The sequence below is a fragment of the Rufibacter sp. JT20002 genome (assembly GCF_056491185.1).
The window spans coordinates 1-21,494 of the sequence record NZ_JBSZJY010000006.1 but is presented as its reverse complement, the minus strand read 5'-3'; the positions used below and the strand labels follow the sequence as shown (position 1 = coordinate 21,494).

Sequence of the window (21,494 nt, the reverse complement as noted above, 5' to 3'; positions counted from 1 at the left end):
GTTTGTGAATCATCAAAAGTAAGGACCGCATGAGAGTTACAACAAATCCTGACTGGATCAACCACCTGAAGTTTGACTACGAGAATTTTGAGCACATCCCAGCCCAGGTGTTTGATAGAATCAACGCAGATTTAGATAAGGTTCAAAGTAAAAGACCTTTGGTCAGTATCTTGATATCTGCCTGGAATGAAGAGGTAAACATTCTTAGATGCGTGGCGAGCCTTTCCAGAATGAAAACCAAAATTCCTTTTGAGATCATTGTCATCAACAACAACTCAAAGGACAGGACCCAGGACACCGTTGACAAACTGCACGTGAAATCTTTGTTTGAGGCCAAGCAAGGATGTGGACCAGCACGTCAAACAGGGCAAAAAAATGCGGAGGGCGAGTACATTCTTCTGGCCGATGCGGACTGTTACTATCCTACCTGCTGGGTAGATGACATGATGAAAGTTCTGATGAAACCCGGGGTAGTTTGCGTGTACGGACGCTATTCCTTCATCAGCGAACCCGGTTTCCCGAGATGGAAATTATACATCTTAGAGTCTTTGAAAGACGTGATTTCTGAGATACGACACCTTAAACGTCCCTATTACAATGCTTATGGCCTGAGCATGGGGTATGTGAAAGAGTATGGATTGAAGGTTGGTTTTATAGAAACCAACTTCTGGGGCGATGATGGTCAATTGTGCCTTGGGTTGATGAAATACGGCAAAATCAAACAGGTAAGATCTAACAGAGCCCGTGCCTGGACAAGCCCTCGCACCTTACAACGGAGCGGGAATTTTTCCCAAGCCCTTAATGCCAGAATCATAAAGGAAGTGAAGCGCTTCAAAAATCACTTCAATACCAAAATGCCTAAAAATATAAGTATGACCAATAAATAGTCATATAGGCTGTTTTAGGGGTGTTTTCTGAAAATCATTACAAATAAGGTATTTAAAAATCCTTGTAATTTCTTCAATAAATGGGAAGTGAAATGTATACCTTCAAAGAAGTAACTTTATTAATTACCCATTATAATAGAAGTACTTCTTTAGAGCGACTATTAAGAAGCTTTAGGAACTATGGATGTGCCTTCGGAGAGATTGTGGTGTCTGACGATGCCAGCAAACCCGAGCACATGAAGAAGCTGCAAGAGTTGCAGGAGGAATACCAGTTCAACTTAGTAACCACCCCCGTAAACAGAGGATTAGGGAATAATATCAACAAAGGGCAGGACGCGGTTCGCACTCCTTACACCCTTTATATCCAGGAGGATTTTGAGCCTCAGGATGGTTTTCTCAGAAAACTCAAGGAAAGCCTGGAGATAATGGAGGAGCATAAGGATTTAGATATTATCCGCTACTATTCCTACCTCCTTTATCCATATTTGAGGCCTTTCGGGAAAGGCTTTTCCGAAATGTACATTTACCCGTTTGCCCCCCATTATAAGAAGGTATATTTCTACAGCGACCATCCGCATTTAAGAAGAAGTAACTTCCTGGAGAAGTTTGGCCGGTACAAAGAGGAAGGAAGCAGTGATAATTGTGAATACACTATGTGCGTGTCTTTTATCCGGAAGAAAGGAAAAGGACTGTTTTACAATGACTACCAATCTTTGTTTACCCAAAACAATACAGAGCAGGAGCCAAGCTCATTTGTGAGAAGCAGTTGGACTAACAGTAACCACCCGGTCATCTCCCTGATAAGAGATATTTACAGGCAAGTGAAGTATAATTTTGACATACATCTGGCAAGATAACTCACTTGAGACCCCACAGAACCAAAGATTTTTTATACCTGATTTCTTAGTCCTATTGCCATGAACTTCGTTTTTGTCAGCCTGCAGAGAATAAACACAGATCGGGAATCAACCTCCACTTGTCTGGCGAAGGAATTGGCTAAGAACCATAAGGTACTTTATGTGAATTCCCCTATTGACAGACGCACGGCGTTGGCTTCACATAACGATGAGTTTGTACAGGCCCATATTGAGGCTATTAAATCTAAAAAGAAGACCCTACAGGCCTTGGGACCAAACCTTTGGGCTTTGAACCCCAGAAGGGTTATTGAATCTATCAACTGGGTCCCTTTTACCCCTATTTTCTCTCTTTTAAATAGAGTTAATAACCAGCGGTTAGGCAAGGATATCCAAGAAGCTTTGGATGAATTGGGCTTTGAGGATTTCGTGTTGGTGAATGACAAAGACATTTTCCGGAGCTATTATCTCAAAGAGATCCTAAAGCCCACAAAGTATGTCTACCTGGACCGGGATTATACACTGGGCTTAGATTACTGGAGAAAGCATGGGGCAAGCCTAGAACCAAAACTCATGCAGAAATCAGATGCGGTAGTTTGTAATTCCTATGATTTTACGAAAAGGGCCAAAAAATACAATAACAACAGTTTCTACATAGGAAACGGGTTTGATGCCAGCCAATACGTGTCTAAAGTGGTAAGAACCATTCCGCAAGACTTGGCCAGCATTCCCGGCCCCATTATTGGGTATGTCGGGGCCTTGATCACCTTACGGTTAGATTTAAGCCTAATGGTGGAAATGGCCAAGGCCAGACCAAGCTGGAGCTTTGTTTTTATCGGGAAAGAGGATGAGGAATTCAAGGCAAGCGAGCTCCATCAGCTACCTAACGTGCATTTCCTGGGGATGAAACATACCAAAGAGGTGCCGGCTTACATTGAAGGATTTGATGTTTGTATCAACCCTCAAATCCTGAACGAGATTACCAATAGCAATTTCCCGCTCAAGGTAGTGGAGTACCTGGCCATGGGTAAACCCGTAGTGGCTACTTCTACCAACACCATGCGGGAGGTATTTGAAGAACATACCTATCTGGCTACTGGAATCAAAGACTACCTTAGTCAAATTGAAAAGGCTCTAAGTGAGAACAATATACCTGACCAGGAAAAAAGGAAAGCGTTTGCTGAACAATTCACCTGGTCAAATGTCGTCTCTGTCTTTTTGAACTCCATTTATCCTGAAAAGGAAAGCGTTACTCAGTAATCACACTTATTATCAAGTGTATGAGCATATGTGTAAGTTAAAGTTCTCTTTATGAGCAGTTCTGTCCCCATCTCAATTGTTGTTGTTTCTGATGACCACTACGTTATTCTACTGGCAGCGCTTATCAAATCAATTGAAATCAACCATACGTCTAAGGAGAAATTAAATTTTTATGTTGTAGAAGATCGGATAAAAGATAAAACAAAGCAGAAATTAACCTCTTCCATAAACCCCGAGATTACAACCCTTCACTGGATTAAAATGGAGGATGCGGTTCCTTCAGGAATAGAATTACCCTTAGATAAAAGCTCATGGCCTTTGAATATTTACATGAGGCTCTTTATCGCTTATTTTCTTCCAAAGGAGATAGAAAAGGTGATTTACCTGGACGTGGACATGATTGTGCAGAGAGACATCAGTTCTTTGTGGAACATCGATCTTGAAGACAAAGTCATTGCCGCGGTAACAGATTCACGGGTTAAAACCATTGACTGCGGATGGGGAGGAGTAGTCAATTACAAAGAACTAGGCCTGAACGGGGAATCAAAATACTTTAACACAGGCCTATTAATGATTGATATCAAAAAGTGGAAAGCGGCAAACATCACCAGCAAGGTGCTAGATTGCATAAAGGAAAACAAAGAGTTCGCTAACTTCCCAGATCAATACGGCTTAAATGTTTCTTTGGCAGATAACTGGTTTGAGCTGGACGTGTTGTGGAATTATTTTGCCGAAGGGGATCACGAAGATCCTAATATCATCCACTTCATGTCTACCAAGCCCATTTACAAATCCTACAATTACAACCAGCAATACTTAGAGGTATTCTATGACTACCTAAACCTAACTCCCTGGAAAGGGGAAAGCCAGATAAGTGCTTCCAGAATCTACTTTGCCAAAGCCAGAAACAAGGTTCGCAAAATGATCAAGAAGGTCTTTTATCAGGTGGTGATTTTAGGAGGGGTAAGCGTTTTTGAAGGTTTGTTTTGAAGAAGGCTTTATGGCGCTTTTTGCCTGCTTTTAGAAAATCACTGAAGAAGCGATAAAGTCTAGTTTTATATTATCTTTATTCAATAAAGAACAGCTTTAGTTGTTCTTTATTCCTCACAATAGATAAGTCCTCACAATAGATAAGCGTTTATGTTTCTGTCTGAAAAAATAAAAAAGAAGTTCTCTTTTAATAGACCCGTAGATGATGTTCCGTCAGAAGAGCTGAATTATAACCATGTGCAGCTGTATTACTGGAAACCATTGAACGGCACCCAGAACTTTGGAGACCATCTTTCAAAGGTGGTGGTTTCAAAGATATTGGCAGACAGAAACCATCTATTAGAGGAAGAAACCGCTACCTCACGCACTTTAGTAGGCATCGGGTCTGTGCTCCATTTCGCCAATGATAATGATGTTATCTGGGGATCGGGGGTAAACGGGAAAGTAGACGTAAACGAACATACCTTTACCAAGTTGGATGTGCGAGCGGTTAGAGGTCCGTTAACCAGAGAGTTCCTCCAGAACCGGGGCATTGCTGTTCCCGAAGTATACGGAGACCCGGCCTTACTGCTTCCCCATATCTTTCCCGGCAGATTCAAGAAAGACCCGCAGAAACGGTATGTGGTAGTTCCCAATTTGCATGACCTGAAAACCGTCCAATCACTTAAACTGGAGAATGTTATTTCTCCTATCTGGGGCTGGAATAGATGTGTGGAGGAAATCCTGAAGGCGGAGTTTGTCATTGCCAGTTCTTTGCACGGCCTGATCATAGCCGAGGCTTTTGGAATCCCTGCCTGCTACATCCGGTTCACCGAGACCGAGAACCTTTTCAAGTACAATGACTACTTGAAGGGAACGGGGAGAGGTGACATAACCTTTGCGTCCTCCGTGGCGGAGGCATTGGAAATGGGAGGGATGGCACCCATTCAGTTTGATGCCCAGAAGTTGTTGAATGCCTTTCCAATTGACCTTTGGGAGAAAAATACCTCCAAGTAATGAGTAGTTCTGGTAAAACATTTTTCAAAGGTACAGTTTGGGCTATTATAGATAACCTTTTCCGGCAGGTCATCACGCTGTCAGTGTTTGTGGTGTTGGCCCGTATTCTTGAGCCTGAGATCTTTGGCTTACTTTCCTTCTCGTTCGTTTTTGTAAACATCTTCATTGCTGTTATCAATGATGGCATTGTTACCCCGCTTGTCAGGAAAGAGAACCCTACAGATGAGGATTATAACACCGGTTTTTGGATGTGCCTGGGCTGCTCAGTGCCAGCTTTTCTGTTCCTTTTCTTTACGGCTCCTTTCTTTGAATCCCTGACATCCTCTGAAGGGTTGGCCTTGGTGATGCGGGCTACCAGTTTTATTATCCTGACCACGGGGCTGTCAAGCGTGCATGAGATGTGGCTCCGCCGCCGGATGGACTTTAAAACCATTGCTCTTCGGTCTATTATATCGGTCAGTTTGGGTGGGGCTATTGGTGTTTATCTAGCGTTAGAAGGCTATGGCGTTTACAGTGTCCTGGCCCAGCAGTTAACCACCGCGGTAAGCCAATTGATGCTGCTTTGGTTTACCACAACCTGGAGACCTGGTTTAAAAGTTTCTAAAGACTCTTACAAGGAAATTGTGAGCTTTGGGAAGTACATTGCGTTAACCAATCTGAGCAATGCGGCCAACCAGAATAGTGATGTCTTCTTCGTGACGTACTACCTGGGACCGGTGGCAACGGGTATCTACACAACCGGCAAGCGGATCTCCAGCACCCTGAACACCGTGATTTCTACCGCTTTACTGCGTGTTTCTCTACCGGCTTTTTCCAAACTCCAGAACGATGAAGCAGGCCTGTCTAAGATATACCTGCAGTCTACCTCCCTTACCGCTATGGTTACCGCCCCAGTCTTTGCCGGTATCACGGTGCTTGCCAAAGACATCACCCTGCTGCTTTTGGGTGAGAAGTGGTTAATGTCTGTGCCCATTATGCAGGTGGTCACGTTAGTGGGGTTCTTGACGTCCATTGGGTATTATAACCAAAGTATCATGGTGGCTAAAAACAAGCCCCAGTGGCAAGCAAGGTTAACCCTGCTGTATGCGGTTTCTAATGTGATCGCCTTTGTTCTGTTTACCCGGTTTGGGTTGCTGGCCACAGCTTTGGCTTTTGCGGGTCGGGCATTTTTGCTTTATCCTGTCTCTGTGTGGTGTGCCTTGACGCTGACCGGTGTTCACTGGAGCAAATATGTGAAATCAATCCTGCCAGCACTGTTATCTGCCGCCCTCATGGCCTTGGCTTTAGTTCAGGCCGCCACCTTTCTGGATGGCACTTTGGTGATCGTAAGAATAGGTATCCTTATTCTTTTGGGAGCCTTTATCTATTGCTCTTTGATGTATATTTTCATTCCGAATTCTTACCGGAAATACATGATGGAAAAGGTACAGTCAAAGGTTTTTAAACAGCAAAAAGTATACAACTGATGAAAGGCTTTGGTATACTGGCTTGTCCTGCGTTTTCAACCAGAGCGGGAAACCCCTACAACTATATCTTGTATAGCAACATACAGGAGCAAGGGTATCCCATTTATGAGTTTGATTTCTCTATAAGGAGTAGCATCAGGTATATTTTTTCGTTCAAATACAAGATATTCCATATCCATTGGCCTACCAACATCATCTTTGGGGATAGCTTGTTTAAGGCCAACCTTAGGCTTTCTATCTTTTTCCTCTTTATAACCCTGATTCAGCTACTAAACAAAAAAGTAGTCTGGACCGTGCATAACCTAGAAGACCACGAGGGGAAATTTCCTTCGCTGCAAAAGAAGCTGAATGATTTTATGTACCGGAAGGTAGATGGGTTCATCAGTCTGAACCGGTCCGGTTTAGAGCTTATAAACAAGAAAACGAACAATAACCGTAAGAAGAAGTTTGCCCACATTCATCATCCTCATTACAAGAATTATTACCAGAACGAGATTGATAGAATCAGGGCCCGGCAAGAGTTAGGAGTACCTACCGATAAATTCATTTTTCTCTTCTTGGGGCAGATTAGGGCTTATAAGAATGTAACCGGCCTGATCAAAGCTTATAAAGATTTGAAAAGCCCGAGCACCCTATTACTTATTGCAGGAAGCGTGCATGAGGACATAAAAGCTGAATTGGAAGAGCATCTGGACCAGTCTGAAAACATTGTCTTTGTTAATTCCTTTGTGAAAGACGAGAACCTTCAGGTGTTCTTCAACAGTGCTGATGTAGTGGTTAACCCTTACAATAAGATTTTCAATTCGGGGTCTGCTTTGCTGAACCTTAGCTTCAACAAACCAACCTTGGCCCCTGATTTATGGGCCTTAACGGAGTTAAAGCAGATGGTGGGTTCCCGGTGGATCAAAACCTATCAAGGTCAGATTTCAGCGGAAGTATTGGAAAGAAGTATGACCGAAATCTTAGAGGAATCAGAAGAGGTGGCCGAGGATTATCCTGACATTTCTTGCCTCGACCCTAAAACCGTGGCATTGGAGACCATAGCTTTCTATAAATCTTTATTAACCTAAGGAAGTGCTATCATTCAACGTCTTAAATAAGAGCCCCAATGCCTCTGGAGAGTGCTGGTTGAAGGCCATGAGTAAGGCATGTGTCATGCCTGTTTATTGCTAAAACTGTAAAGAAGTAGTTATGAAGAACGTGGTTTTATTATGCTATGGCAAAGAGGTTGAATTCAAAAGAACCCTCTTCTCAGTTTTAAGTTTTCTGAGCTGGTATGACAACAGCAATGAGGATGTCAGGATTGTGATCTACACAGACAATCCAGATTACTTCAAAAGCTACCTCGTAGGCTTCAACATTGCCTATGTTTTTGTTCCCCAATCTGAAATTGAGGAAAGCACCAGAAAATCTGGGTTGATTTACCGGTTCAAGATTTCAGTGATAGATAAAACCTTCAAGCAGTTTCCTAATGATGACGTCTTGTACATTGATACAGATACCTTCTTCATTTCCAATCCTTACAGTTTACTGAATGCGATTGTGCCGGGGCAGAGCTTTATGCATTTGCGCGAGTACACTTTTGAAGAAATGATCTCGGTGTACAAATGGCTGAATACTTCCACTCTGGATGCCCAAGAGTTTCCAAGATCCTTCGTGAAGCTAATTGAAAGCAAGACGTTCAAGGTAGGAGGGCAGGAGCGACAGTTTTCCCGCCTGCAGCATGTCTGGAATGCCGGGGTGATAGGGGTGGCCAAAAACATGAAAGACCTGATGGCAGATGTGTTTGCGCTTTCTGATGAGTTCTACCTGAAAACCAAGTGGCGGATAAGTGAGCAGCTGGCTTTTACGGTAGTGTTAGACGCCGTGACCAAGATAAAGCCCTCGGATGAATATATTAACCATTACTGGCACTACAAAGACAGAGTAGACCCACGGCTAAATGAGCTTTTTATGCCTGACTTCAAGAAACTGTCCAAAAGCAGGAAGTTACAGGCCGTAAAGAACCTGACTCTGAAGTTAGACAAGCTCATTTACCATGAGCAAATGATGACCAACACAAAAAACTACATCCGGGAGAAAGACTATAAAAATGGTTTCAAGTACGCCCTCAAAGCCTTGGCGGGAGTTCCCCTGAACGATGACTTAGTCAAAATCATCAAATACAGATTCTCAAAAGTGGCTTCCTGATTATAGGCCAGTAGAAGGTTTGCCGGTCAAAAGACACGTGCAAGCCTCACTGAGGGCAGAAGACCACTGACGCCCCGAATTAGTGCCATACTTATACCTTTAACAATTTTTTTTGGATGCACCTTTTTTATCAACTCAAGTCAGGGATTGTTTTCAAGTTTCTGTTGAAGATACTGCTTGTGCTATTTGTGTTGAATTTGCTGGTGCTCTCCCTGGAATTCTACTTCGAGAACTATACCACTTCTAAAATCACCTCAAGGTACACGTTCCAAAACTATGTTACCGGCATGTTTTACTTTGACGGTGAAAAGAACGTTCCTACTTATTTCTCTACCTTAAACCTCCTGTTTAGCGCGGTCCTGCTTTTCACGATTTCCAAGTACGTGAAGACCAGCAGCAGCCCCGTTTACTATAAAAAGTGGTACCTGTTGGGCTGCCTTTTCATCTGGTTAGCCATAGATGAACTGTTTGCTTTACATGAAGTTTCCGCAAAGCCCATGCGAACCCTTCTTCAACAAGTACTGCAAAGGGAGAACTTGGGGCTCCTGCATTTTGCGTGGTTTATTCCCTATGGTTTGGTGTTGTTAGGCATAGGCGCCTACTTTATAAAATTTGCCTTTTCCTTGCCTAAAAAAACCTTGATTAACTTCTTAGTGGCAGGATGCATCTTTCTCATGGGAACCATTGGAATGGAAATGGCCAGTGGCTTTGTGGTCAATAACAACTTACTATCTATTTATAAGTTGGTCACCACGTTAGAAGAGACCCTTGAAATGGTTGGCGTGATCCTGTTTATCAAAGCTCTGATCCAGTACCTGGAGTCACAGCAAGATCTGACCAAGATAGTGCTGGATGTTGCCATTGATCAATCCGCAGCAAAAGAAACCTTACAGAACAGTGCGCAAAATCCAGTCAAAGTTACAGGTCCTGAAGAAGTTATAGAAACAAAGTTTTAAGAAGAATCCCTTATTCTACGCTTTTGGGCTTCCTAGCCTAAAAAGCATTTTTTAATGAACGTCAACTTAATATGATCTCATTTATTCAAAAGAGCGAACGACAGGAGAAACTATTTCAATTGGTAAAGTTTGTCTTGGTGGGTGGTTTCTGCGCCCTTTTTGACATGCTCCTCTTTGTCTTGTTGTTTGAGCATTATCATTTAGATTACCTGGGCGCCAACTTCGGTTCTACCATCTTGGCCATCCTGTTAAATTATCTTATCTCCAAGGTCTGGGTTTTTAAAACAGGAAAGTATTCCTCCAGAGTAGAGTTTATCGCTTTCATGTTCTTCTCTTTAGCGGGTTTACTGATCAACCAAGTCCTAGTGTGGCTATTTGTAGAAGAGGTGTTGCTGGAGCCTAAGGCCGGAAAGTTTTTGGCAATTGTGCTGGTTGCAGTTTTTAACTTTGTGACAAAAAAGCTTTTCGTTTTTAAAGGCTGATTTAGTTTAGAACCAATGAGCTTTAATCTTTAAGGATGAAAAGTAGTCTTCGTTTGGAAGAAGAGAAAGTGCTAATTGTTTTAAGCGTGTTTTTGCAATTTAAGCCACAAAGCAGATGGGCCTTCTTGGTAAGGGAAGGCCCATCTGCTTTGTCTGTGTTAAGTGAGGAGAATGAAAATGGAATGTGGGCGAGAGGCAAAGCTAGCTTAGGCTCACACCGTCTCCTTTACTTGGAGACTTGTTGGTGATTTAACTGCATCTGCCGCTGTATGTTGAAGAGCGCCAGCTTTTGTCAAGTCCATGGTGCTTCCATTCCCTCTTGTACCTGAACGTAAGTCAAAATTGAAGGTAACCATGTCTTTCTGCGTGGCTAGATGAACTAGTAAGGCTTTGATGAAGTAGATGATCCCTAGCATCTCGAAGGCTTCTTCCAGGTTGGTGGTAACCTTGTAAGGATAGCTGGTCTTCCCGTAGATCCCCATTAGGTATTCGCCAATCATTTCTATACCTACTGCTCCAAATACCACCATTACGCCGGCAACTATAAATCTAGAAATGGTAGTCTTGGGTAAAGCAAAGAACCACTTAACAAAGTAAAAGAAAGAGAAAATCACCACTAAGAAATAGGGAATAAAACCTGTGAACCTGATAAAGGAAGACTCCTCTCCATTGTTCAGGTACTTGATCAAGGCAACAAAAGGAAGGCCCATGGCCTCATGGAGCATCAACAGCTCATCGAAGGCTAAGAACATGAAGAGGGCTCCCAATAGGTACCATCTTTTATAGAATCTCGGTGCATCAGAAGCCTTCACTACTTTCCCGATGAAGATCAGGAGCCCGGAACTGATGACAAGGTTCAGGAAGGAAAAGTAGGTAGGAATGTTCTTTTCCCCGTTGCAGTCAAACATGCCTACAACATAAGTCTTGAATGTGTAGCTGGAGGGGATGGAAGAGTTTACCGCTACATTTTTGAAATAGTAATCCAGAGAAACAGCAATCAGGCTTAAAGTAATAACCAGCAGGAATCCTTTCACAAGGAAGGCAAAAACTTTTGAGGGGTTTACAACTAAGGTGGTTTCCATTATAAGGGTTTGTTTGGAGGTGGTTTGGAGCTGTTTCTGTAAATAAGGCCTGAAAACGATTTTGTAAGAAGTTCAAAGGCACATGTTGAGGTGTTAGAAGGCCCTCTTAATGGAGGCAACCCTGAACATCGTGTTTATAGAAGTTCCTGAAGAGCATTAGTTTTTCCAGAACAGGATTCCCCTTTTTCATCAGATCGTCCTGGGCAGAGGCTTTGCTACGGTCAAAAGAGGTTTTAACCCCATTCCTTTCATAGGTAACCTGTTGTACCTTGTTTTTTCTTACATACTTCTTGAATTGGAAGTACACCAGCTGCCTTTCTTCCAGCGCTAGTTTTTGGAAGAAAGGGTCAGGCGAAGAGATAATTTCCACAACATCTTTCTGAAATCCAAACACTTGCGTGGTGACAGGAACAAGGAAATGGTTTGTCTTTCCGCCCTCGGTCCGTAGGTTGGAGAACATGGCGTAAGAAGACTCCGTTTTCAGCCCCAAATAAGGACACAAACCGTTCAGGAAAACGATGATAGGGAAAAGAAGCAGGGAATAATGCGCTACCGAGAAGGCTTTGCTTGGGGAGTTTTGCTGCCTCTTGTTCATGGCCAAGGCAAAGAGGACGATGAAAGAAACACTAAAGGCCGTCCAGACGATATGCCGGAAATAGTCTGTAAAAACTTTGTTGTAGTAATAGATAGACAGGATGACCAGAAGGAACGAAGCGGAAACAATGGCAAAATTGATCGCATTGTACTTCAGTAACCTGCGTTTCAAGAGGTTTTTACGCTTTGAAAAGCTTCGGTAAAGGTCTTGCAATTTGGCGGTAAAGCTGGTGCTGGTAAATAGGAAATACAGCGCGAAAACCGTGGCAGAGAAGTCATAGAAGCCGTTCAAAGGATTGTAGGCCAATATGCAATGGAAAATGAGCCCTAGCAAGATTCCCCAGTTCCTGGTCTTCCTGTTGACAATGAGAACCGGGATCAATGCCTCAATCAGAATAGTTAGGTAGATACTCAGTGTGGTCAAATCTTTGCCGCTGGGCAGAAAATCATAGTAGTTGTTCTGCAGAACGAGGAACCTAACCGCACAACTAGCCTCCGGATCAAAAAAGCCTGAATTTAATTTATGGAAAACGGCGAAGAAATAGAGCGCAATCAACTCAAGGTTCACCAAGGGTGAAAAAGTGTTGAGAAACTCCACCTTGTCAATTGAAAAGGTTTTCCGCTTTACAATAAGAAAGATATAGGCTTGGATGATGGTCAGGTTGATGAGAGCGGCCAACACCCAATGGTTAGGTGTATCAGGCATGTCTGTATAGGCCTGGTACATCTGGACTAAGTTGAATAATAGAAGCCTTAAGATGGAGGAAGGCCTGGCCATCAGGGCTATGGCCGAGATGGTAAGCGCAAAGAAGGTTAAATCCACAGAAAATGAATTGTGGTTAGCCATATGAAAAATGGAGGCTATGGCCCACAAGACACAGAATATTTTGTATTTAAGAAATGAAAGCTGGTATTCTGTAGACGAATTGTTTCCAGCAAATGAATTGTAGACCGCACTACTCTGAGTAGCGACCCGGGCTTTAAATGAAACGACGGAGGTGCCCATAGTAAGGGGGGGCTTAAAAGGATTGGATAAGGGGATAGGTTTTGTGGAGGAGGTAATTGCATCAGGTCACTGGAAATTCTTTTCCTCCAATGACCTGATGTTATTATGGCTAAATATGCTTAGAAATTAGTGGGAGCACTCTTGGACTCCGCTTTTGTTGAAGTACCGGTAGAACATGAGCTTTTCCAGTACATACCAATCTTTGACAAACAGAGGCTCGCTGGCAGTGGCTTTGCTTAAGACAAAGGTCTGCAACACCCCATTTCTCTTGTAAGTGACAAACTCAGGCCGCTCTGTTCTGACAAATCGTTTGAACTGGAAGTAAGTCATCAGTTTACCGCTTTTGGCCACATTTTGCAGGTGATACTCAGTTGATGAAACTATCTCCACAATATCTTTCTGGTAATCGAAGATTTGGGTGCTGGCCGGAACAATGAAGTGATTGGAGATTCCCGCCTCTGTTCTAAGGTTAGAGAACATGGCATAAGATGACTCTGTTTTCAATCCCAGGTACGGGCACAATCCATTCAAGAACACCAGAATAGGAAATAGTAAAAGAGAGTAATGGGCGTAAGAGAAGGGATTAGTTTCCTTTGTTTTCTCTTTGGTATTCATGGATAACATGAAGAGAATGATAAAACCCAACCCATAGGACGTCCAGACAATGTGACGGAAATAATCCTGGAATACTTTGTTGTAGTAATAGATCAGGAAAAGACCAAATAAAAGGGAAACCCCAAAGAGCACGAAGTTGACAATGTTGAACCGGAGCAGCTTCTTCTTGAGCACCGCCTTACGCTGAAGGAATTTCTGGTACAGGCTGTAAATCTTGTTACTGAAACTGGTGCTGGTAAACAAGAAGTACAGGGCAAACACCATGGACGAGAAGTCATAGAACCCGTTGATAGGGTTATAGGCGATAATAAAGTGGAACACTAATCCGACCAAGATTCCCCAGTAGCGGGTTTTGCGCAGGCAGATCAGGATGGGAATGAGGGCTTCAATGATCAACGTCGCATAGATGTTGAGGGCTAGCAAGGCTTTATCGGAAGGCAGAATGTTGTAGTAGTTATTCTGCACCATAATAAACCTTACCGCGCAGCTTGCTTCGGTATCAAAAAAGCCAGCGTTTAGTTTGTGGAAGACAGCATAGAAATAAAGAACGATCAACTCAATCTTCACCAACGGGGCAAAGGTGTTCAGGAATTCTACTTTGTCTATGTAAAAGCTTCTTCTCTTGATGATAAGGTAGATAAAGGCATGTAAAATAGTAATGTTCACAAATGCGGTCACTATCCAGTGATTACTGATGCCCGGCAAATCCAAGGTTGCCTGAAACATCTGCATGGAAATGAAAATCAGCAGCCGAACGATGGAAGAAGGTTTGGCTATGAGAGCAATGGCCGCACTGGTGAGCAAGAAGAAAGTCAGGTTTAAGGTAAACCCGTTATAGTTTGCCATGTGGAAAATAGAGGCAATAGCCCACACACAGCAGAATATCTTGTATTTCAAAAGCGATGATCTATACTTCTCAGGAGAAGCATATTCATTCAGAAAGCTGTAGTAATTTATATTTTGTGCAGTAAACGCCTGTTTAAAGGAAAGGGAAGGAATACTCATGTCTGCCTATGTTGTGAGTTTATAAACCGGTATTTAATATTTGATACATCAAGTGAAGTAGCTCATGCCCTCTAGTGGCGCCCTGCTTCTTCTGGACAGGCTTATCATTCTGCTTCAAGCCGTTCTCCCTGTTTTATAAAGTAACTGATGCCTTAAAATCTAAACTGTTGCCGGCGGGTAATAGAAAGAAGAGAAAGGATTATAGCACGGCATTTTATAGGCTTTGTTCAGGGCAACGTACTTCACCGGCTTGCTTTCGTCCATCCGGTTCATGAAGAAGTCGGTAGACACAATGTAGGTTTGTACCAGCTTTGACAGCAGCCGTGATTCATTGGCGGTGATGCCCAGGTAATAGCAAGACTTGAGGTTCACCTGTGTTTTAAGGCTTCCATTGATGTAATGGCCCTTAAAGTAGTCGTCTACAAACTGCTCTACCCCTTTTTGGTCTAACTTAAGGTAACTCAGTTCCCGGTTAATGATTCCTATAGCGGCATCTTTGATAGAAGTAGACATGAAACCCAAACTGGGGAGGGTGACCATGGCTGCTCCGGCCAAGCCTGTTAATTTTAAAAAGGATCTTCTCTTCATACGGCTCCGTTTATTTCGTTCTGTCCTGCCAATGCTTTCCAGCCCCGGCTTCTGTTTCTTTCCTTTGTGATCAATGATGTTTAAAAGCTTTTGTCTGCCGCATGAAGCGACAAAGCCGATAAGGTAAGCGTGGGGTTGGCGGGCGTGAAGGTGGTGAAGCTACCGCTCCCTAACACAAACAAATTGCGGTACTGATGATGGAGCAGGTGTTTGTCTACGACTCCCTCTGAGGCAGTAAGGCTCATTCTGGTTGTTCCTAGGATATGAGCTTCTGACTCAATAATATCAGAGTACTCAATCTTCTCCACGGGAAGGCAACCTAAGACCCCAGGCAATTTGGCTTTCATCTGCTCAATCCCGCGCATGGCGTAGCCAGACGGACCTTTGTAATTCACCGCTGGCCGGGTTTTGTCTGCCGTGGTGGAGATGAAGTTGTGAGCCTCGGGCAAGTCTTCAAAGATCATCCTGAAATTTATCAGGTGTCTCCACTTGCCGCGCTCCAGTCTGATGTAAGGCGCGTTGTTAGACTCCATCAAGCAGGCGGCGGAATCTTTCCGATGGGCACCGTCATACAACATGTAGCCGTTGGCATTCACCCAGGTGCTTCCTCCCACATTCTCCAGGTTGTCCAGGTAAACGGAGGCCTCTAAGGCCACCTGTTCGCCTAATCCTTTTCCGGTGAATGGGTTGGTGTCCCCGGAGTTCAGGAGAATGTTGGAGTTGAAGATGGCATTGGTGCCCAAAGCGAAAATCTCGCCTGCCACCTGGTATTCTTTGCCGTCTTTCAGGTAATTGGCTTTTCTGGCCCTATTCTGTTCAAGGTCTAAGCTGAATACCTGAGCTCCGTAGACGGTTTCAACACGGGGGTCTTCATAGACCCCCATGTTGGAATTTTCAATCGTGAACTTAGCGTTTACCGGGCACACGTGACAAACAGCACTTGCGCAGCAGGAGCCCCGGCCGTTTACCGGTACGCTTGCCCGAGCGGTAGGCTGATTAATGTACAACTCTCCGTACTCTTTGTGTAGAATCTTATCTACCGAGGTGAAAATATGGGGTGGGAGCGGGTACCGGGTTTTCTTAGGAAAAGGCGTGATTTCCGGCCCAGAGATAGACATCAGTTCCTCCACTTGTGAGTAGTAAGGATCTAGGTCATCATACTGGAGCGGCCAGTCATTCGCTACTCCGTAAAGCGTCTTCATTTTAAAATCAGAAGGCAGAAACCGGGGGGTACAGCCATACCAGCAGTTAGAGCTGCCCCCAAAGCCTTGCGTGAACATCCATCTTTTCTCAGGATTCTTGTTGTCATAAGTCTCCTGGGCTTCTGGATTTAGCTTGGCAAACGGTGTTTTCTCACCCTTTCTTTCCTTCACTCGCTCCGCATGCGGAAAAAGGTGCCCTTTCTCCAATACCAGAACTTTGGCTTGTGCCGGGGCTTTACTCAGGTACTTGTGCAGAAAAAACGTTGATGCGAAACCAGTGCCTATTATCACCAGATCGTAAGACGCGTATTTCATGTAGTTTTTAGAATTTAATGCGAAATCAGTTTCTACTGCTAGGGAGTAGGAAGAAGGGCGTTTACGACTTAGAAAGACTGCTTCAGGAACCAGTTCAGGGCCGGGATGTCAAAGTAAACCAATCCCATAAGCAGCAAGGTGAATACCACCACGTACAGCATAAAGGAGGTCTCCTTGTGCAGTTTCTCAGGGCCTTGCACCACTGAGTCTTTGCGCAAGCCAATCTGTAAATACCAGGCAAATAGCAGGGCAAAGAAGGGGAAGCTGATCAAGAGCTCAATCTTGTTTTTGATCAGGAAGATACCCAGGAAGAAGGCCGAAGTGATGGCATAAAAGAACATGGAAATAAGCAGGCTGTTCTCTGTGTACTTCTTGAAAGACTTACGGTATAACCCGGCTAGTTCTGGGTTGTTGATGTAGCGGTACTCAGCAAAGCGTTTAGTAGCCATCAGGAAAGCGCCTCCCATCCAATAGGCTAAAATGATACTGCTTGGAGGTATAAATGCCCAAATTGGGTTCAATACGGATTCTGGCAAAAGCGCGGTTGGCACGAAAATGAACCACCCAAGGGCTAGTCTGATAGGGTTGTTCACTGACTCAGAAAGTACGTCTAAATAAACGCGTTCCTTGGTTCTGAATGGTCTCACATTGTACATGATGCCCATAAAGAGCAGGAAGGCTTCCAAGGCCAGGAATGGCATGGAGATGAAGTAGGAGAGACCCAGACCCAAAGCAACAAGTGCGAAGTACTCTGTATAGACATAAACGGGGCTTAGCACCGTCACCACCGCAGATCTTTTCTTTTTCTCTGGATGGTAGCGGTCAAACTCAGCGTCCAGATATTCATTGATGGTGTAGTTGGCAGAGGCAATCAAACAGGTGCTCACAATACCAATGACAATCCTGAGCAGGAGATCCCAGTCCAGGGCTGTGTCATACACCATGAAGGCGAAGAGCATGCCTGGTAGCATAAAGATGTTTTTAAACCAATGATCAGGCCGGGCAATGGCGACATACTCTTTAAAGCCGGCTGGCCGTAGAACCACTTCTGGGTTTGAGGATTCGGGGAAAGTAATTGTTTGGGTCATAGGTGGATAGAAATGTTTTATGTTTTAGCTTAATTCTGTTGTGCTTTGGGTGAATAGTTATAAAATCAAGTAGAATAAGTTCTTTGGAAGGGTGTTATTGTAAGATTTACTATTATAAAACCGTGCCAAGATTTAATTGTAGTTAAATTATAATTCTGTAAACACATTATCCTTTTTCTGATAAAAAATTTAAATATTTTAAAATAGAAGGATATGTAAGGATAAGGGTTCTTTCTTAGAAGTTTTCCCAAAATGAGATTACTTGTCCCAAAGTGAAAGTAAATGGTGGGTTCGTAGGCTCTATGGGGAAACTTCTGGGAAGTTGCATGGAAGTAAACCTCAAAAACTGCCAAGAGGAGAATAGACGAACCGCAAAAGTATAGGTGCTAAGCAGGTATGATTTAAGCGCAAAAACCTCAAACTAGGCTTAAAAAGCCTTTGCCATAAAAGGATGCCATTTAGCCGAAAACTGCGCTTAAAAATGTAAGGGTGCGGTTTTGCTGTCTAACCACCCCTTATTGTATTGTTAAGGTCTTTAAACCAGCTCTTTTGCTTTGATTTGTGTGAATTGTTTGGAGAGGACATCATAGAAATCAAACTCCTCAAAGGGCTTTTTCTCTACTATGATATAAGGCATACCCGCCTTAATAGCGCATTCTCCGTCTAGTTCCTGGCGGTCCCCAATAAATAGGCACTCTTTGGGTTCTAACCCTAGTTGTTGGGCAACATACAGCAAGCCTTGGGGGTTAGGTTTTAACTGATCTATCACTTTATCGGTGGAAGAAACCACTATGTCGGCGGACAGATTCATTGCCTTTAGCTTTTCAACCGCTTCATAATCAGAGTAGATGCCAATCTTGATGTTGTTTTTCCTAAGTGATTTAAAGAAATTTTCCACCCCAGGATAGACACAGCCTGCCAGGTATTTATTAGGAAATTGAAACATCCAATATTGGATCACTTTTCTTATTTTGGGAATAGGGAAGTTGCCTTTGGCGGCGCACCATTCATATTGCGCGTGCTCTAAATTGCCAAAAGCACCGGCTTTCTTTTCTCTTTCGGCCCTGAAATGATGGAGGATCAGAAGGTCTTTTGCTCTCCAAGGTCTTAACACATAATGTCTTACCAAGGCGTAAAGCATCTTTTTGCGCAGTTTAGATTGGGTGTAGAGGGTTCCATCCACATCAAAAATTACGGCCTTAATATCTGTAAAGTCCACTGTAGAATCTGCTTGCATTCTGGTATTTAGATTTAGGGTATGAGTTGTTTTTATGTTGCTTTTCAAAAATCGGGCACAAAATAGAAGGTGCGTTATCCGGTGCACTTAAAGATTCCGCTGATTCTTCTTTATTCTATTAGATCTCCCTTTGCTACAGCAATGCCCTTGTTGTAAAGGCTCCTTCCTAATGTGTTCCACTGCTTGACATCATCGCAAGGCTTTTTCTATAACAGAGATTGCCGTTCCTAGAATCACTTAGAAATTTGACAGCAGTTAGTAAATCCTTTTTCAAAGAATGCTTCCCTTTTTAATGTTACCATTAGATCAAATTTCATGAAAGACCTAAGTAAAAGCCATATTTGCTCTATATTGTAAACCAATAAAGAATAAATAAGAAAAAATTGGTATTGTTATTGAGTGGTTTATAGGTGAGTAGTACTTAACCTGTACAAACTTATACGAAAGAACGGGAAAAGGATTTGGCAACAAAGGTTGTTGTTGTAAGATTTTCTTCCCAATTAAAATTTCACCTTAGTTTGAAGAATCAGCTTGTAAACACTTATCACGAAGGATCTCCCCTTGTACGCCTTGCCTTATGTCAGTACAGTTTCTAAAAAAACCGACCCTAACCAGTAACGATACAGCAGCCCTTGTCTCTAGTAGCAAAGACAAAAGTGGGTGGCGGGTGATGATATGGGTTTTGTTAGGGGTAGGCGTGGGCTTACGGGTATTTCATTTTCTGGACAACAGGTCGTTGTGGTTAGATGAGATCTACCTGGCGTCTAGCTTGGTAAACATGAGCTTAAAGGAATTGATTTTCTCCGACCTGGAGTACCAGCAGAAAGCGCCCATGGGATTTCTGATCTTATGCAAGGTGGCGGTGCTGTTTTTTGGAAAGAGTGAATTGGCGCTTCGGCTGGTACCACTCCTGTGTGGGCTTCTGTCTTTGTTTCTCTTCCGGAACGTCTGCAGGCATTTCCTGAAGTTACCCGGTGTTGCCGTCGCGATGGGGATCATGGCGTTGGCTCCTGCTTTGGTTTACCACACCGTGGAGATAAAGCAGTACAGCGCCGAGTTGCTGGCCACCGTTGTCTGTCTGTATCTGTACACCCGTTTTTATAAGGTCAAAGACCTGTTTTCCCTGGCTTTATGGGGCCTGTGGGGAGCGCTCATCATCTGGTTTTCCTTTTCTTCTATCTTCGTGCTAGCCGGCATGGCGATGGCGGTCTTTTTCTGGCACCTTTTTAAAAAGGAATGGAAAACCTTGTTCCGGCTAAGCTTGCCTTTTGGCCTCTGGCTGGTAAGTTTTGCGATCAACTACTTCCTGTTCACCTATAAACATGCTGATTCTGCCTGGTTGATTCAGTATTTCAAAGTTAGGAGTGGATTTATGCCTTTTCCACCTTCTTCTTTCTGGGATCTTTTATGGCCCATCCGGAAAGGCGGAAACCGGCTCATCCGCTTTCCGTTGGGGCTCCTGTGGGAGGTAGATGGGGTGCAAAACGGGTGGTTGCTGTTTATATTGAAAAAGCCTTACGTGGCTTTGGCGAGTATCGGGGTAGGGTTGGTTTCCTTTTTCAGAAAAGACCTGAAGTTTATATTAGTGCTAATCCTGCCGTACCTATTGGCAGCGGGGGCATCGGCCTTTGAGTTATATCCATTGTATGAACGGCTGACCGTTTTTCTGGCTCCTCTGTTTATCCTGATCATTGCCTTGGGGTGCGAGAAATTAGCGAAGGCAGGGCAGAGGCTAGGCAAAAGAGGTGCCTTTGTTTTCCCTATTCTGTTATTGGCGGCACCTTTCTGGTCCTCCGCGAAACAGCTGGTAGACCCAAGCTTATTTGGGAGCTTTAAAAAGGCTTATTACAGAGAGGCATTGCTTCTCATAGACCAGCAATTTGAAGCCGGAGACCAGGTATACGTTTATTGGAACATGTCCACGCCTTACCGGTTCTATAAACAGACCTACGGGCTCACCTACCAGGCAAAAGAAGGAAGTGACCTGAGAGCAGTTTCAAGCAGCTCAACCGATTACTTTAACCGGCTGAACCCTGAACTACAATCACTTAAAGAAGCCAAAAGGGTTTGGCTGATTTTCAGTAAAAACAGGGGTGTAAAGATTGGGGAGTTTGACAGCAAACCTGAGTGGTACTTTAAAGAAGTAATAGGCGGGAAGAAGCTGCAGGACAGGTTCTCCCAACTAGGAGAAGAAGTCTACTCCTACGAAACCCCTGAACTTAAAGTGTGCCTGTATGAAGTACGCTCTGAATAGCCTTTTAGACCTGTTTAACCAAAATCAGCCTTAAAACAGCTTGGTGACACAAGTAAGTTTTACTGGTAATGCATCCATTTTATCCCGACCTAAATTCCTGACCACTAACCCTGATTAAAGCTCTTTTTTTTAAAACAACAAGTAAATACACCCAAAGAACCTAACTAACTGCCGTATGCCCCTGCCGCTACCCGCTGCCCCGTTTCTGATAAGCGAAGACCTGGACCCGTCCTCGGCGCCTGCGCGCGTGCCCTCCCCGCCCGGGCGGCTCTGGGCGGCGCTCACGGCGCTGGCGCTGGGGGCGGGGGCGCTGCTCAGGCTCTTCCACTACGCCGACAACCGGGCGCTGTGGCGCGACGAGCTCTACCTGGCCGTGAGCCTGGTGCGCATGGGCTTCGGGGAGCTGGCCGCCGGGCCGCTGGCCTAT

General features: G+C 43.9%; 19 protein-coding genes. 12 read left to right on the top strand and 7 right to left on the bottom strand.

Going from position 1 to position 21,494, the window contains the following annotated elements:
* The first annotated feature begins 29 nt into the window (after positions 1–29).
* From ACW9SV_RS21390 to ACW9SV_RS21345, 10 genes are all read left to right on the top strand, one after another.
* The gene (locus tag ACW9SV_RS21390) at positions 30–887 is read left to right on the top strand and encodes a glycosyltransferase family 2 protein (protein ID WP_479558822.1); all 858 of its coding nucleotides are present in this window, start codon (positions 30–32) and stop codon (positions 885–887) included.
* Positions 888–979: 92 nt separating this feature from the next.
* Positions 980–1,744, top strand: a complete 765-nt coding sequence (locus ACW9SV_RS21385) for a glycosyltransferase (RefSeq protein ID WP_479558821.1) — start codon at positions 980–982, stop codon at positions 1,742–1,744.
* A gap of 60 nt (positions 1,745–1,804) precedes the next feature.
* Complete coding sequence (locus ACW9SV_RS21380; protein WP_479558820.1) at positions 1,805–3,001, top strand: glycosyltransferase; 1,197 nt, start codon at positions 1,805–1,807, stop codon at positions 2,999–3,001.
* Positions 3,002–3,052: 51 nt separating this feature from the next.
* Positions 3,053–3,991, top strand: coding sequence for a glycosyltransferase family 8 protein (locus ACW9SV_RS21375; RefSeq protein WP_479558819.1), 939 nt, complete (start codon positions 3,053–3,055; stop codon positions 3,989–3,991).
* Positions 3,992–4,141: 150 nt separating this feature from the next.
* Positions 4,142–4,987: a polysaccharide pyruvyl transferase family protein gene (locus ACW9SV_RS21370; protein WP_479558818.1), complete on the top strand. Its 846-nt coding sequence runs from the start codon at positions 4,142–4,144 to the stop codon at positions 4,985–4,987.
* The gene (locus tag ACW9SV_RS21365) at positions 4,987–6,453 is read left to right on the top strand and encodes a lipopolysaccharide biosynthesis protein (RefSeq protein WP_479558817.1); all 1,467 of its coding nucleotides are present in this window, start codon (positions 4,987–4,989) and stop codon (positions 6,451–6,453) included. The genes ACW9SV_RS21370 and ACW9SV_RS21365 overlap by 1 nt, the downstream gene beginning before the upstream one ends.
* Positions 6,454–6,521: 68 nt before the next feature.
* Positions 6,522–7,523, top strand: a complete 1,002-nt coding sequence (locus ACW9SV_RS21360; RefSeq protein WP_479558816.1) for a glycosyltransferase — start codon at positions 6,522–6,524, stop codon at positions 7,521–7,523.
* Positions 7,524–7,644: 121 nt separating this feature from the next.
* Positions 7,645–8,643, top strand: a complete 999-nt coding sequence (locus ACW9SV_RS21355; protein ID WP_479558815.1) for a hypothetical protein — start codon at positions 7,645–7,647, stop codon at positions 8,641–8,643.
* 497 nt (positions 8,644–9,140) lie between these two features.
* Positions 9,141–9,599: a hypothetical protein gene (locus ACW9SV_RS21350; RefSeq protein ID WP_479558814.1), complete on the top strand. Its 459-nt coding sequence runs from the start codon at positions 9,141–9,143 to the stop codon at positions 9,597–9,599.
* A gap of 71 nt (positions 9,600–9,670) precedes the next feature.
* Entirely contained in the window at positions 9,671–10,081 is a 411-nt protein-coding gene (locus ACW9SV_RS21345; protein WP_479558813.1) for a GtrA family protein, read from the top strand.
* Positions 10,082–10,293: 212 nt separating this feature from the next.
* Here the strand turns inward: ACW9SV_RS21345 and ACW9SV_RS21340 are convergent, their stop codons facing one another.
* The 7 genes from ACW9SV_RS21340 to ACW9SV_RS21310 form a co-directional block, all read right to left on the bottom strand.
* A complete protein-coding gene (locus ACW9SV_RS21340) occupies positions 10,294–11,163 on the bottom strand; it encodes a hypothetical protein (RefSeq protein ID WP_479558812.1) in 870 nt (289 codons plus the stop codon).
* A 106-nt stretch (positions 11,164–11,269) separates the two neighbouring features.
* Entirely contained in the window at positions 11,270–12,580 is a 1,311-nt protein-coding gene (locus tag ACW9SV_RS21335; RefSeq protein WP_479558961.1) for a hypothetical protein, read from the bottom strand.
* A 309-nt stretch (positions 12,581–12,889) separates the two neighbouring features.
* Positions 12,890–14,383 carry a hypothetical protein gene (locus ACW9SV_RS21330; protein ID WP_479558811.1) on the bottom strand — a complete coding sequence of 498 codons (1,494 nt, stop codon included), beginning with the start codon at positions 14,381–14,383 and terminating at the stop codon, positions 12,890–12,892.
* Between the two features lie 159 nt (positions 14,384–14,542).
* Entirely contained in the window at positions 14,543–14,971 is a 429-nt protein-coding gene (locus ACW9SV_RS21325) for a twin-arginine translocation signal domain-containing protein (protein ID WP_479558810.1), read from the bottom strand.
* Positions 14,972–15,051: 80 nt separating this feature from the next.
* Positions 15,052–16,488: a GMC oxidoreductase gene (locus tag ACW9SV_RS21320; protein ID WP_479558809.1), complete on the bottom strand. Its 1,437-nt coding sequence runs from the start codon at positions 16,486–16,488 to the stop codon at positions 15,052–15,054.
* 68 nt (positions 16,489–16,556) lie between these two features.
* A complete protein-coding gene (locus ACW9SV_RS21315; RefSeq protein ID WP_479558808.1) occupies positions 16,557–17,576 on the bottom strand; it encodes a UbiA prenyltransferase family protein in 1,020 nt (339 codons plus the stop codon).
* Positions 17,577–18,111: 535 nt separating this feature from the next.
* Positions 18,112–18,813 carry an HAD family hydrolase gene (locus ACW9SV_RS21310; RefSeq protein ID WP_479558807.1) on the bottom strand — a complete coding sequence of 234 codons (702 nt, stop codon included), beginning with the start codon at positions 18,811–18,813 and terminating at the stop codon, positions 18,112–18,114.
* 577 nt (positions 18,814–19,390) lie between these two features.
* Here ACW9SV_RS21310 and ACW9SV_RS21305 point away from each other — a divergent pair.
* Both ACW9SV_RS21305 and ACW9SV_RS21300 read left to right on the top strand, forming a co-directional pair.
* Complete coding sequence (locus ACW9SV_RS21305) at positions 19,391–21,067, top strand: hypothetical protein (protein WP_479558806.1); 1,677 nt, start codon at positions 19,391–19,393, stop codon at positions 21,065–21,067.
* Positions 21,068–21,242: 175 nt separating this feature from the next.
* Positions 21,243–21,494 (top strand): hypothetical protein (locus tag ACW9SV_RS21300; protein ID WP_479558805.1); only part of this gene is annotated, 252 nt, incomplete at its 3' end.

What these genes read in the sequence shown, in the direction of transcription:
- ACW9SV_RS21390 (WP_479558822.1), top strand. Translation starts at nt 30, where the DNA reads ATGAGAGTTACAACAAATCCTGACTGGATCAACCACCTGAAGTTTGAC.
- ACW9SV_RS21385 (WP_479558821.1), top strand. Translation starts at nt 980, where the DNA reads ATGTATACCTTCAAAGAAGTAACTTTATTAATTACCCATTATAATAGA.
- ACW9SV_RS21380 (WP_479558820.1), top strand. Translation starts at nt 1,805, where the DNA reads ATGAACTTCGTTTTTGTCAGCCTGCAGAGAATAAACACAGATCGGGAA.
- ACW9SV_RS21375 (WP_479558819.1), top strand. Translation starts at nt 3,053, where the DNA reads ATGAGCAGTTCTGTCCCCATCTCAATTGTTGTTGTTTCTGATGACCAC.
- ACW9SV_RS21370 (WP_479558818.1), top strand. Translation starts at nt 4,142, where the DNA reads ATGTTTCTGTCTGAAAAAATAAAAAAGAAGTTCTCTTTTAATAGACCC.
- ACW9SV_RS21365 (WP_479558817.1), top strand. Translation starts at nt 4,987, where the DNA reads ATGAGTAGTTCTGGTAAAACATTTTTCAAAGGTACAGTTTGGGCTATT.
- ACW9SV_RS21355 (WP_479558815.1), top strand. Translation starts at nt 7,645, where the DNA reads ATGAAGAACGTGGTTTTATTATGCTATGGCAAAGAGGTTGAATTCAAA.
- ACW9SV_RS21350 (WP_479558814.1), top strand. Translation starts at nt 9,141, where the DNA reads ATGCGAACCCTTCTTCAACAAGTACTGCAAAGGGAGAACTTGGGGCTC.
- ACW9SV_RS21345 (WP_479558813.1), top strand. Translation starts at nt 9,671, where the DNA reads ATGATCTCATTTATTCAAAAGAGCGAACGACAGGAGAAACTATTTCAA.
- ACW9SV_RS21340 (WP_479558812.1), bottom strand. Translation starts at nt 11,163, where the DNA reads ATGGAAACCACCTTAGTTGTAAACCCCTCAAAAGTTTTTGCCTTCCTT.
- ACW9SV_RS21330 (WP_479558811.1), bottom strand. Translation starts at nt 14,383, where the DNA reads ATGAGTATTCCTTCCCTTTCCTTTAAACAGGCGTTTACTGCACAAAAT.
- ACW9SV_RS21325 (WP_479558810.1), bottom strand. Translation starts at nt 14,971, where the DNA reads ATGAAGAGAAGATCCTTTTTAAAATTAACAGGCTTGGCCGGAGCAGCC.
- ACW9SV_RS21320 (WP_479558809.1), bottom strand. Translation starts at nt 16,488, where the DNA reads ATGAAATACGCGTCTTACGATCTGGTGATAATAGGCACTGGTTTCGCA.
- ACW9SV_RS21315 (WP_479558808.1), bottom strand. Translation starts at nt 17,576, where the DNA reads ATGACCCAAACAATTACTTTCCCCGAATCCTCAAACCCAGAAGTGGTT.
- ACW9SV_RS21310 (WP_479558807.1), bottom strand. Translation starts at nt 18,813, where the DNA reads ATGCAAGCAGATTCTACAGTGGACTTTACAGATATTAAGGCCGTAATT.
- ACW9SV_RS21305 (WP_479558806.1), top strand. Translation starts at nt 19,391, where the DNA reads ATGTCAGTACAGTTTCTAAAAAAACCGACCCTAACCAGTAACGATACA.